The organism is uncultured Draconibacterium sp., assembly GCF_913060805.1.
Taxonomy (GTDB): Bacteria; Bacteroidota; Bacteroidia; order Bacteroidales; family Prolixibacteraceae; genus Draconibacterium.
In genome coordinates this window covers 1-12247 of the sequence record NZ_CAJXTC010000051.1, presented here as the reverse complement: position 1 = coordinate 12247, position 12247 = coordinate 1, and the positions used below count along the sequence as shown (strand labels likewise).

General features: G+C 43.2%; 10 protein-coding genes. 5 read left to right on the top strand and 5 right to left on the bottom strand.

From position 1 onward, the window contains the following. Nucleotides 1-94 precede the first annotated feature (94 nt). Nucleotides 95-2356, bottom strand: coding sequence for an NADPH-dependent glutamate synthase (gltA, locus tag QZ576_RS20705; protein WP_297100967.1), 2262 nt, complete (start codon nt 2354-2356; stop codon nt 95-97). Nucleotides 2357-2578: 222 nt separating this feature from the next. After that, nucleotides 2579-4336, bottom strand: a complete 1758-nt coding sequence (aspS, locus tag QZ576_RS20700; RefSeq protein WP_297100965.1) for an aspartate--tRNA ligase — start codon at nt 4334-4336, stop codon at nt 2579-2581. Nucleotides 4337-4487: 151 nt separating this feature from the next. On the opposite strand from aspS, the gene QZ576_RS20695 reads away from it, so the two are divergent. Together QZ576_RS20695 and QZ576_RS20690 are read left to right on the top strand one after the other, a co-directional pair. Further along, on the top strand, nt 4488-4934 hold the full coding sequence (locus QZ576_RS20695; protein WP_297100963.1) for a nucleoside deaminase: 447 nt from the start codon (nt 4488-4490) through the stop codon (nt 4932-4934). 239 nt (nt 4935-5173) lie between these two features. Continuing rightward, complete coding sequence (locus QZ576_RS20690) at nt 5174-6268, top strand: acyltransferase family protein (RefSeq protein ID WP_297100961.1); 1095 nt, start codon at nt 5174-5176, stop codon at nt 6266-6268. Nucleotides 6269-6355: 87 nt separating this feature from the next. Here QZ576_RS20690 and QZ576_RS20685 read toward each other — a convergent pair whose 3' ends face one another. Continuing rightward, nucleotides 6356-7588: a 3-phosphoshikimate 1-carboxyvinyltransferase gene (locus tag QZ576_RS20685; protein WP_297100958.1), complete on the bottom strand. Its 1233-nt coding sequence runs from the start codon at nt 7586-7588 to the stop codon at nt 6356-6358. Between the two features lie 36 nt (nt 7589-7624). Next, on the bottom strand, nt 7625-8689 hold the full coding sequence (aroB, locus tag QZ576_RS20680; protein WP_297100955.1) for a 3-dehydroquinate synthase: 1065 nt from the start codon (nt 8687-8689) through the stop codon (nt 7625-7627). 97 nt (nt 8690-8786) lie between these two features. Here aroB and QZ576_RS20675 point away from each other — a divergent pair, with 97 nt between their 5' ends. The 3 genes from QZ576_RS20675 (at nt 8787) to QZ576_RS20665 (ending at nt 11746) form a co-directional block, all read left to right on the top strand. After that, nucleotides 8787-9239: a hypothetical protein gene (locus tag QZ576_RS20675; protein ID WP_297100952.1), complete on the top strand. Its 453-nt coding sequence runs from the start codon at nt 8787-8789 to the stop codon at nt 9237-9239. A gap of 19 nt (nt 9240-9258) precedes the next feature. Next, a complete protein-coding gene (dprA, locus tag QZ576_RS20670; RefSeq protein ID WP_297100950.1) occupies nt 9259-10362 on the top strand; it encodes a DNA-processing protein DprA in 1104 nt (367 codons plus the stop codon). Between the two features lie 61 nt (nt 10363-10423). Further along, a complete protein-coding gene (locus QZ576_RS20665; protein ID WP_297100947.1) occupies nt 10424-11746 on the top strand; it encodes a DEAD/DEAH box helicase in 1323 nt (440 codons plus the stop codon). A gap of 84 nt (nt 11747-11830) precedes the next feature. On the opposite strand, the gene QZ576_RS20660 is transcribed toward QZ576_RS20665, so the two are convergent. Continuing rightward, on the bottom strand, nt 11831-12247 hold a 417-nt coding region (locus QZ576_RS20660), incomplete at its 5' end, for a biopolymer transporter ExbD (protein ID WP_297100943.1).

Below are 12247 nucleotides of genomic sequence, written 5' to 3'. Positions count from 1 at the left end.
GAGCCCGAAAGCTCCTTTACATTTTATGTTCTTATCAAAGTGCACCAGCTTAGTGATAGCCTCACCTTCAGTGAGACCATCACTGCGGGATATACTAATTCAATTGCTCATCAATAGCTTTTGCAGCTGTTTTTCCGGCTCCCATTGCCAGAATTACGGTTGCTGCACCTGTTACCACATCGCCACCGGCATATACATTTCCGAGACTGGTTTTCATGGTTTGCTCGTCAACAACAATTCCGCCCCACGAATGCAAATCAAGCCCTTTTGTGCTTTGAGTAATTAAGGGATTTGGCGACTGCCCCACAGCAATTACCACCTTATTTACATCAAGCATAAAAGTTTCTCCTTCAACCGGAACAGGTCTTCTTCGTCCGGATGCATCGGGTTCGCCCAGTTCCATTTGCTGATTTTCGATTGCTCCTACCCAGCCGTTACCATTGTCATGAATTTTTACCGGATTAGCCAACAACTTAAACTGAATGCCCTCTTCTTTTGCATGTTCAATTTCTTCGGCACGTGCCGGAAGTTCGTCTTCGCCACGTCGGTAGATGATATAAACCTCCTCGGCTCCTAAACGCAGGGCTGTTCGGCAGGCATCCATGGCAACGTTACCACCACCTACAACGGCAACTTTATCGCCTTTTTGCACAGGGCTTGGCGTTTCACGTTTAAAGGATTCCATCAGGTTAACACGGGTAAGAAATTCGTTGGCCGAATATACACCATTCAGGTTTTCGCCATCGATATTCAGGAAACGTGGCAGTCCGGCACCGGTAGAAATGAAAATGGCTTCAAAACCATCTTCCTTCAAATCTTCAACGGTTAGCGATTTTCCCACGATTACATTTTTCTCAATCTTAACGCCCATGTTTTTGATGGAGTCGATTTCTTCGCGTACGATTTGTTTTGGCAATCGGAACTCAGGAATACCATACATCAATACTCCTCCGGGTGTATGAAGCGCTTCAAAAACAACCACCTCGTGACCTTTTTTCGACAGCTCGCCGGCACAGGCAATTCCAGCAGGTCCGGCACCAATTACAGCCACTTTTCTGCCCGAGTTATGTTGCGGAAGTTCTTCTCCAAAGCTATTTACACGTGCATAATCGGCAATAAAACGCTCCAAACGACCAATGGCCACAGGCTCATCTTTTTTACCGCGAACACAAATGGCTTCGCACTGGTTTTCCTGCGGGCACACGCGGCCACAAACTGCAGGCAAACTATTGTATGATTTGATGCTTTTGTAGGCTTCCTGGAAATCGCCTTGTGCAATATGTCCGATAAACTCGGGGATGTTGACATTTACCGGACAACCGCTTACACACGAAGGTCGTTTACACTGAATGCAACGTTTCGCTTCGTTAATCGCCTCTTCCACCGAATAACCCATTGCCACTTCGCCAAACGATTTACTTCTTTCAACCGAGTCGAGCTCCGGCATTGGCGTTCTTAGTGGCTGCATATTAAACTTGCCCTTCATTTGCGGAGCTATTGGCGCTCCATTTTTTGCGGCCTTTTTGTTCTCTCCCGACAAACCAATTCTGCAGTTATGCCCTTTTTCCTGCTCCTTATACATTCCCTGGCGGCTGGTTATTTCATCGAAATCCACATCGTAACCATTAAAATCAGGACCGTCGACACAGGCAAATTTTGTTTTACCGGCAATGGAAACACGGCAACCGCCACACATTCCGGTACCATCTACCATCAACGGATTCAAGGAAACAGAAATCGGAATATTAAATGGTTTTACCACATTAACCACCGCTTTCATCATCGGAATCGGTCCAATCGCAATCACCTCATCGTATTGATTTCCTTCTTCCAACAATTTCTGAACGATGTTGGTAACAAATCCTTTTGTTCCAAGGCTGCCATCGTCGGTAGCTACATATACGTTCTTCGCGTGTTTCGTGAATTCTTCTTGCAGAATTACAAAGTCGGCACTGCGGCCTCCCAAAACAACATCAATCTCTGCGTTATTTTCGGCATGCATTTTTATTTGAGGATATAAAGGAGCGGCTCCAACTCCACCGCCGATTCCGAGCACTTTTTTCGGTTTATGGTCAACACACGGCAAACCGAGCGGGCCGGCAACATCGCTAAGATAATCTCCTACATTTTTTTGCTGAAGCAGCTGGGTTGAATGTCCCACAACCTGGTAAATCATTGTTACCGATTTTTCTTCACGGTTATAATCGGCAATCGTCAGCGGGATACGTTCGCCCCCCTCTTCAACGATAATGATAATGAATTGTCCGGGTTGACATTTCCTGGCCACGTATGGCGCTTCTACAACGATCTCCTCAACGGCAGGATTCAGAATTCTTTTTCGTAATATTTTATGCATAATTTCTATCAGTCAAGGTTGGCTGTCTCTTTTTGATTTTCGTGCAAAATTAACCGGAAGTTCAATCACAAATACAAACTTTTGTTATTCTTCGTCAGATTTAACGGTTTCAACAAAAAAGGAGCCCCAAAAGGCTCCTTTAAATATTATTTGTAACAGATTTAGCTCTGCTGATTTTCAATTCTCTGTCGTTACACTCCTTCGAAATGACAGGAGATATTGCTATTTCTTTTCTTTCAAATCCAGTTTCAGATTCAACTCGTCCAGCTGTGCTTCGGCAACTGCCGATGGCGAATCGATCATTACATCGCGCCCGGCATTGTTTTTCGGGAAAGCAATAACGTCGCGAATGGTATCCAAACCTGCAAATAATGACACCAAACGGTCGAAACCAAAAGCGATTCCGGCATGTGGCGGTGCACCATATTTAAAGGCATTCATCAGGAAGCCAAACTGTGCTTCGGCCTCTTCTTTGGTAAATCCAAGCAGGCTGAACATTTTCGACTGTAATTCTGCATCAAAAATACGAACTGAACCACCACCAATCTCAACACCGTTAATTACAAGGTCGTAAGCATTAGCTCTCACTTTTCCCGGATCGGTATCCATTAGTTCAATATCCTCCGGTTTTGGAGAGGTAAACGGGTGGTGCATGGCGTGGAAACGCTTGCTTTCTTCATCCCACTCCAACAATGGAAAGTCGACAACCCACAACGGTTTAAATATATTTTTGTCTCGCAGACCCAGTTGTTTACCCATTTCAAGGCGTAACTCGCCAAGTGCATCCAACATGTGTTTTTTGTCGCCACTCATTACCAGGATCAGGTCGCCGGCTTCAGCACCTGTTTTTTCTGCCCAGGCTTTCAGGTCGTCTTGCGAGTAAAATTTATCTACCGACGATTTAAATGTACCGTCTTCGTTACATTTCACATAAACCAATCCTTTAGCACCAATCTGCGGACGTTTCACCCAATTGGTCAATCCGTCAAGTTGTTTGCGGGTGTATCCGGCACATCCTTTGGCACAAATGGCACCGATGTATTCAGCCGAGTCGAACACCACAAAATCGTTTCCTTTTACGGTTTCGGTAATATCGTTAATCAGCATCTCGAAACGGGTATCGGGCTTGTCCGATCCATATTTCTCCATGGCTTCAGAATAAGGCATCCATGGGAACTCATCCACTTCCACATTCAATGTTTCTTTGAACATGTGGCGGGTTAATCCTTCAAACATTTCCAGCACGTCTTTCTGCTCCACAAACGACATTTCGCAGTCGATTTGTGTAAACTCAGGCTGACGGTCGGCACGCAAATCCTCGTCGCGGAAACATTTTACAATCTGATAATAGCGGTCGAAACCGGCGATCATCAACAACTGCTTAAATGTTTGCGGCGACTGTGGCAGTGCATAAAACTGGCCTTCATTCATTCGCGATGGCACAATAAAATCGCGTGCTCCTTCCGGAGTCGATTTAATTAATACCGGCGTTTCAGTTTCGATAAAATCTTTTGCGTTCAGGTAATTACGAACGGCGTGTGCCATTTTCGTGCGTAACACCAGGTTTTCACGTACTACATCGCGGCGTAAATCGAGGTAACGGTATTTCATCCGCAAATCGTCGCCACCATCGGTATCATCCTGTATGGTAAACGGCGGAAGTTGTGCCGGACTTAACACTTTTATTCCCGACAAAGCAATTTCCACTTCACCGGTTGGTATACTTTTGTTTTTGCTCTGACGCTCGCGAACTGTTCCCGTTGCCTGGATCACAAATTCACGTCCCAACTCCTCAAGCGCGTCGGCAACAGCTTTATCGGTATTTTCGTCAACCACCAACTGTGTAATGCCGTAGCGGTCGCGTAAATCTACAAAAGTCATGGCTCCCAGGTCGCGGACGCGTTGCACCCAACCGGCCAGAGTTACTTCATTTCCTGCATTCTCAATTCGAAGTTCGCCACAAGTATGTGTTCTGTACATAATGTCTATCTTTTATTTACGCCGCGAAAATAGTGATATTTTGGCAATTATACCGGAAACATTTGGCAGCTTTTCGGGGAATTGTATTGCAGCGGGGTTCAAAAACGGATATATTTGTCCCTGCTCAAAGGACTGGGCTAAATAATAAATTATGATTGAACCGTTTAACGACGAATATTTTATGAAAAAGGCCTTTGCTGAAGCTGTTCAGGCTTTTGACGAGGGCGAAATTCCGGTTGGAGCCGTGGTTGTATCAAAAGGAAAGATTATTGCACGTGCACACAACCTTACCGAAACTTTGAACGATGTAACCGCACATGCCGAAATGCAGGCTATTACAGCCGCCGCAAACTTATTGGGTGGCAAATACCTGAATGACTGCACACTTTATGTAACACTGGAACCTTGTGTAATGTGTGCCGGAGCGTTGGGCTGGTCGCAAATTGGCAAGATCGTTTATGGAGCCTCAGATGAAAAACGCGGTTTTAAAAAGTTTGCAGCCAAAGCACTTCATCCCAAAACAGAAATTGTTAGCGGAATTTTTGAAACTGAATGTGCAGAATTATTGCAGGATTTTTTTCAGAAAAAACGGAAATAAAAGGTTAAGACTTTATCATCTACAACATCTTTTGACACCACCTCCCCCGGCATAGCCGGGTACTCCTCCTGCCAGGAGGAGAAAATTCGAACCACACCTGGTTCTTATATTATTGAATCACTCGGATAATTTTAATCGGCGATCCCTCACATCTCAATATTTTTGCTAAGTTTAACTTTTTAATATTTTTAAAAACAATTTTAGACGTATTAGAATATTTTACTAAACCTAATAGACAAATGGCTGAACTAAAAAGACTTATTTCGCTTGACGCCTTCCGCGGATTTACAATTGCCGCAATGATCATGGTTAACAATCCGGCAACCTGGGCGCATATTTACCCACCGCTGGAACACGCGAGTTGGAATGGATTGACACCAACCGACCTAATTTTTCCATTCTTTATATTTATAGTTGGAGTGTCAATTGCTTTGGCTTATACCAAACGACTGAATGCCGGTGTTGCCAAAGGCCCGATGTACCAAAAAATCGTTTTTCGCTCGCTAAAAATATTTGCGGTTGGTATTTTGCTATGGCTGTTCCCCAGCTTTAGTTTTGAACATGTACGGATTGCCGGAGTACTTCAGCGAATTGCCATTGTATTTTTAGCCTGTGCCTTTTTATTTCTGAACTCGAAATGGAAAACACAAGCTATTGTTGCTGGAGCATTACTGGTACTTTACTGGCTGGTGATGATGTTTATTCCCACTCCCGGCTATGGAAAAGTAATGTTGGAGCCCGGCGCCAATATCGCTGCCTGGATCGATAGCAAATTCCTGCCCGGTTATTTGTGGCAGGAAACCTGGGATCCGGAAGGTCTGCTCAGTACATTTCCCGCTATTGCAACCGGAATTACCGGAATGCTGGCAGGGCATTTAGTACTGAGCAAAATACCAGCCGAACGAAAAGTTATTTACCTTTTCTCCTTCTCGTTTTTTGCTTTTGTAATCGGCTTTTTCTGGAACTATATTTTTCCAATCAATAAAAACATCTGGACCAGCTCGTTTGTGATGGTTACCTCCGGTTTGGCCGGAATGGTTTTAGCTGTGAGTATCTTTTTTGTTGATGTACTTGGCCGCACCCGTTTAACCAAACCGGGAATAATATTTGGCTCAAACGCTATTGCTGTTTATGTTCTGGCCGACGTGTGGCGCCTGCCCTTTTATTCCTGGAAATTCGGCGGGAGCAGCTTAAATAATCACTGGATGAGTATGTTTGAAAATGCCGGATGGAGTCTGGAACTGGGGAGCTTTTTATACGCCGCCCTGTTTATTGGCTTCAATTTTATTCCGGCCTGGATCCTTTATAAAAAGAAAATATTTATTAAGCTATAACAATGTCACACTGAGCGAAGTTGAAGTGTGGAAGATACAGTCTTCGACTTCGCTCAGACTGACATCCCGGTTAATATCTGGGAATTTCTAATCTTCAATCGAGAACCCAATCTGTTTCAGGTCTTCCCAAAACCCCGGATACGATTTGGTAACTACCATCGGATCATCAATACGCATAGAAAATCCGGCTAAAGCCATTGGCGCAAAAGCCAGTGCCATGCGGTGATCGTGATAGGTATTAATAATCGGATTTTCTTCTTGTTCTTCCTGGTCAAGCTTTCCATCCCAAGCCAGTTCTCCAAATACCGGTTCGGTGATAGTAGCCCCGAATTTTGCCAGTTCGTTTTGCAGCGCTGCAATCCGGTCGGTTTCTTTGATCTTCAGTGTTTTTAACCCAGAAAAGTGGAACGGAATATTTTTAGCCACACACAAACACGCCATGGTTTGTGCCACATCGGGATTTTCGATAAAATCAAGTACCAGTTTCTCTGGCTGTCGGTTTTTGTGTTTTGCCAACAGAACACCTTCTGGTTTTTGTGTTGAAGTCACTCCAAACTGCTCAAACCATGCTGCAATATTAGCATCGCCCTGCAAACTGTCGAGTAAAAGATTTTCCAGCAAAACTTCACCGTTATCAACCAGTGCCATAATCTGGTACCAGTATGAAGCTCCCGACCAGTCAGCCTCGCAGGTAAAATCGCGGGCAAAATACTTTTGCTCCGGCACAAAAATCTCGTTATCGTCCCAACGGTACTGAATACCAAACTTGGCCATTAATTCCAGCGTAAGTTTGATGTACGAACGAGATGTAATGTTGCCTTTTAATTTTAAGGTCAGTCCATTTTCAATGGTTGGCGCAATCAGCAAAAGTGCCGAAATATACTGGCTCGATACACTTCCGTCCAATTCAATGGTTTGTCCTTTTAAATGCGAGCCAAAAATCTTTAGCGGCGGACAACCTTCGTTTCCCAGGTATTCAATTTTAGCTCCCATCTTATTCAAAGCATCCACCAAAATGGAAATAGGTCGTTGCTGCATGCGCTCCGATCCGGTGATCTCCCACTCGCCAACAATTTTTGCCAAAAAAGCGGTAAGAAAACGCATCGCAGTTCCGGCATGCCCGATATCAAATTTGTTGCTGTTTGAAAACAACGCTGTCTGCAGAACTTTTGTATCGTCGCTGTCCGACATGTTTTTAATCGGATACGGGCTGTAACTCAACGCATTTATAATCAGCGCCCGGTTACTTATACTTTTTGACGCCGGCAGATTAATCGCTCCGTTAATTTCTTTTCTATCCGTAGTTACCTGGTAAATCATGTCAGAAGTAATAATGAGGTTATTCTGGTCTGCAAATTACAGACTTTTATAGAATTTAAGCGCTTCCAGAATCAATTCTTTGCTGCAATTCTGGTTGATGGCAATTTCGCCAACTTTTGGAAGCAGCGTAAAGTTTATTCGGCCCGATTCATTCTTTTTGTCGTGCGTCATCAATTGATACAAAGCTTCAAAATCAGATTCTTCAATTTCGAACTTTCCGTAAATATCCAACATCCATTTAGTCAGTTCATCGCAATCGTTTTGCGGAAAACCACACATTTTTACCGACAGGAATAATTCGGCGTTCATAGCATAAGCAACAGCATATCCATGCAAAACAGGCCGGTTTTGTTTCATCGCCAGACTTTCGAAAGCATGGCCAACCGTATGTCCGAAATTCAGCGCTTTACGAATGTTATTTTCGGTAAGATCGTTGGCTACAAAATGTTCTTTCACGTTCACCGAGTGACGTATGATTTCCTGCAACAGGTCGTAATCAATTTTGTCGAAATCAAAATCTTTAAGCTCCGCCAAGTGCTCCGGACTGTGAATCAATCCGTGTTTGATCATTTCGGCAAAACCCGAAATAAAATTGTTACGATCGATGGTTTTCAAAAAGTCGGTATTTATTACAACGGCAACCGGCTCTTTAAATACGCCAATTTCGTTTTTTAAGCCGTTAAAGTTAAATCCGGTTTTTCCTCCAACCGACGCATCAACCTGCGAAAGTAAGGTTGTTGGAACGTTCAGAAAATCAATTCCGCGTTTAAAAGTACTCGCAGCAAAACCGGCAAGATCGGTAAGCATTCCGCCGCCAATATTAATAAGCAAGGATTTGCGATCGCCCTCGTTTTCCGACAAAAACTGCCAAATTGTTTCAACCGAGCCAATCTTTTTATTGTTCTCGCCGGCCGGCACTACAACTTTTTTAATGCTGTTTTCTGCCAGAAAATTATCCAGGTTGGCCACCCAAAGTTTGTCAACGGTTTCTTCGGTAGCCAGAAATACCTTTCCCTTTGGATAGTTATCGATATAAGCCTGCAGTTCCTGCTCCAACTTTCGGCTGTAAATTATTTTAGAGTAAATTTTTGAATTTCCCATAAGTAGCTGCTAAATTGCGATAAAGTTACAATAAAAATGGCATTGCCTTTTTTAAAGGTTGCCCGCGCCAATAGTTTTAGATATTTAATAACGAAAGATGACAATAAAAAACACTGAAAAGGTTTCGAAGATCAAAAAAATATTTTTCCTGGTTTCCATCGCTATTGCACTGGGTATTCTGGCGCTGTTTTTACTCGATCATGTGGTATATGCACTTGCCGGACTGGGCGTTTTTTCAATGTGGTATCTTTATTTTCACGTGGCCGATTATCAGTACATTGAGTTTTCCGACGACGAAGACAGAATTGTCCTTCGCTATTACAAAGTGGTTAGTTTTAGCGGCAAGGCTTATAATTCCATCGAATTCCCAAAAAACCGCTTAAGAAAAGTACATTTCGAGAATTCTTTTTTTGGAAAATTATCCGATCTAACGCTGATTATTAAAACCGATAGAGGAATAGCCGAATATCCGGTAGTAAGTTTAGCCGGCTTAAATCTCAATGACCGTAAACGTATTCAGGAATCGCTAAATTCAATTATAAAAACCTAAACCGTAGCTCCCTGCACTTATGAACGAAGACCTTAAATACAAAGTGGCACTATCGATGCTTCCTAACATTGGCGGCATTCTTGCCCGAAACCTGGTTGCTTACATTGGTAGCGCCGAAGGTGTTTTTTCGCAATCGGCCAAAGCATTAACAAAAGTTCCCGGAATTGGGGAAATGTATGCCCGCCAGATAAAGAAAAGCAACGTACTGCCACAGGCTGAAAAAGAACTCGAATACATTGACAAAAACGGTATTCAACTTCACTTTTATACCGACAAAACTTACCCGCGAAGATTAAAAAGTTGTGTTGACGCACCACTTATTCTTTATACCAAAGGGAAAATGAACCTGGATGCCGAGCGGATAATCAGTATTGTTGGCACGCGTAATGCAACTGAATATGGCAGATCGATAGTCGATGATCTTTGCCGCGCAATTGCCGAGCGGAAATATAATGCTCTTATCGTAAGTGGACTGGCGTATGGTATCGATGTACATGCGCACCGCAGTGCCCTGAATTACAAGCTGCCCACCATTGGCGTTATTGCTCATGGGCTGGATTTGCTTTATCCGGCCATACATAAACAAACGGCGCAAAAAATGCAGGAACATGGCGGAATTGTTACTGATTTTCCGAGCAATACAAAAATAGATCCGGCCAACTTTATTAAACGAAACCGCATCATCGCCGGACTGGCTGATGCAACAATTGTGGTAGAGTCGGCTAAAAAAGGAGGCTCGTTAATTACTGCCGAAATTGCGTCGTCGTATAACCGCGATGTGTTTGCTTTTCCAGGGCGTGCAGGCGACACCTATTCGAAAGGCTGTAATCAGCTGATCCGGAATAATCAGGCCACTTTGATCGAAGGAATCGAAGACCTGGAATATTTTATGGGCTGGGAAAAAACCGATAAAGTTGACGCGGTGCAGTCGAGTTTGTTTATCGATTTAAATCCTGAAGAACAAAAAGTTGTGGACCTGTTAAAAGCAAAAGGCGATCTTTTTATCGATCAGATTTCTGCAGAAATAAAACTTCCGGTAAGCCGCATTTCTGCCATGTTACTAAACCTTGAGTTTAAGAACCTTGTGCTTGCCCTACCCGGTAAAATGTACAAATTGAGGTAAGTCGACTTAATTTTCTAATTTTGCACCCAAACAGACAATTCTGTTTTCTAAATTTTATAGAATGGAAAAGACTTTTGAAGATTTAAAAGTTGCAAAATCGATATTAAAATCGCTGGATGACATTGGGTTTACAACGCCAACGCCCATTCAGCAAAAAGCAATTCCGAAGATTAACTCGGGAGTGAATATTGTGGGTGTGGCCCAAACCGGAACCGGTAAAACGGCTGCTTACCTGCTTCCTTTGCTTACACGTTTAAAAAAGCCTGAAGGCAATGATCCGCGTGTTGTGATCCTTGTTCCTACACGCGAGCTATCAATTCAGGTTGGTGAAGATATTGAAGAGTTGACAAGTTACTCGGAATTACGCCACGCAGCAGTATTTGGCGGTATTGGCTGGACAAAACACGCAGCTTTGCTAGAACCGGGCATCGATATTCTTGTTGCCACACCGGGCCGACTGTGGGATTTATACCAGGTGGGTGCTCTGCGTTTAAAAAAGGTAAAATACCTGGTAATCGACGAAGCCGACCGTATGTTAGATATGGGATTTATGCCCCAAATCAATCAACTCCAGGAAATTATTCCGTCGAAAAGGCAAAACCTGTTATTCTCGGCTACCTTCTCGGAAAAGATTGAAAAGCTGGCAGAGGAATTTCTGGATCACTACGATAAACTGGAGGTAGCTCCATCGGCAACTCCGGTTGGACAGGTTACACAAACTTGTTACCGGGTTCCGAATTACCGCACGAAATTGAACCTGATCAAGCACCTTCTTGAGGATGAAGAGAAATTTACGCGTGTGGTAATTTTTGTAAAAACAAAAGAACATGCCGAGGGCGTTTACAAAGTAGTGCAGCGAAAAGCGGAAGGAGAAAAACGAATTCTCCATTCAAACAAAGCACAAAACTCACGTATTAATTCTATCCAGGCCTTTAAAAATGGCGAAGTTCGTATTCTTATTACCACCGATGTTTCGGCGCGTGGTATGGATGTGAGCCAGGTGAGCCACGTAATAAACTTTGATTTGCCGAATGATTACGACGATTATATTCACCGAATTGGCCGAACTGCACGAGCCGGTAATAAAGGAGATGCGATAACATTAATCGACCCTACTGCAGAGTGGCACTGGAAAAAGATTGAAAGTTTAATGCGCCAGGAAATTCAGCTTCTGGATTTGCCGGAAGAGGTTCAAGTGGAAGAATCGGAGTTTAAAGAGAACCAGGATATGTTGCGCGAGATCGATCGTCAGCGTAAAATCGACGATCCTACTTTCCAGGGTGCTTTCCATCAGAAAAAAAGGAAAGGCTCTTCAAAACGTTCATTTGAAGATAAATTTTCCAGAACAAAAGCGCGCCAGAAAAGGAAGAAAAGAAAGAAATAAGACTGACGGCCAATTTATTACAAAATAGAAGCAACAAAAAAAGGGAAGCAAATGCTTCCCTTTTTTTGTATATAATTCAATGAATTATCTTTCAGCTTTCTTTCTTGACGAGTAGTTAATGTTCAGTGCAGCCGATTTACGCAGCTCCTGCTTCACATCACCCACAATACTCATCCGTGTATTCTCATCAATTTTCAACGAAGTAACCATAAATGGTTGTTCAGCCTCATCTCTGGCTTCGCGTTCAGCAATAATAAAGTCTTGTACTTCATCAACTGTTGCGAATTGATCGTTCAACTGAATACGTGGTGCCTTACCAAACGTTTTTTGGAACGATGGAAGAGGTTCACCAATGTAAATGTAACTTACTAAAGATTTCTTTTCCAGTTTGCTCAATTCAGTAGCTTCCGGAATACGCATTTTTACCTTTAGTGTTACCTCACGCATTGTTGTACTAACCATAAAGAAGAACAGAAGCATGAACACAATGTCAGGCAACGA

What these genes read in the sequence shown, in the direction of transcription:
- QZ576_RS20675 (WP_297100952.1), top strand. Translation starts at nt 8,787, where the DNA reads ATGACAATAAAAAACACTGAAAAGGTTTCGAAGATCAAAAAAATATTT.
- aspS (WP_297100965.1), bottom strand. Translation starts at nt 4,336, where the DNA reads ATGTACAGAACACATACTTGTGGCGAACTTCGAATTGAGAATGCAGGA.
- aroB (WP_297100955.1), bottom strand. Translation starts at nt 8,689, where the DNA reads ATGGGAAATTCAAAAATTTACTCTAAAATAATTTACAGCCGAAAGTTG.
- QZ576_RS20695 (WP_297100963.1), top strand. Translation starts at nt 4,488, where the DNA reads ATGATTGAACCGTTTAACGACGAATATTTTATGAAAAAGGCCTTTGCT.
- dprA (WP_297100950.1), top strand. Translation starts at nt 9,259, where the DNA reads ATGAACGAAGACCTTAAATACAAAGTGGCACTATCGATGCTTCCTAAC.
- QZ576_RS20690 (WP_297100961.1), top strand. Translation starts at nt 5,174, where the DNA reads ATGGCTGAACTAAAAAGACTTATTTCGCTTGACGCCTTCCGCGGATTT.
- QZ576_RS20665 (WP_297100947.1), top strand. Translation starts at nt 10,424, where the DNA reads ATGGAAAAGACTTTTGAAGATTTAAAAGTTGCAAAATCGATATTAAAA.
- gltA (WP_297100967.1), bottom strand. Translation starts at nt 2,356, where the DNA reads ATGCATAAAATATTACGAAAAAGAATTCTGAATCCTGCCGTTGAGGAG.
- QZ576_RS20685 (WP_297100958.1), bottom strand. Translation starts at nt 7,588, where the DNA reads ATGATTTACCAGGTAACTACGGATAGAAAAGAAATTAACGGAGCGATT.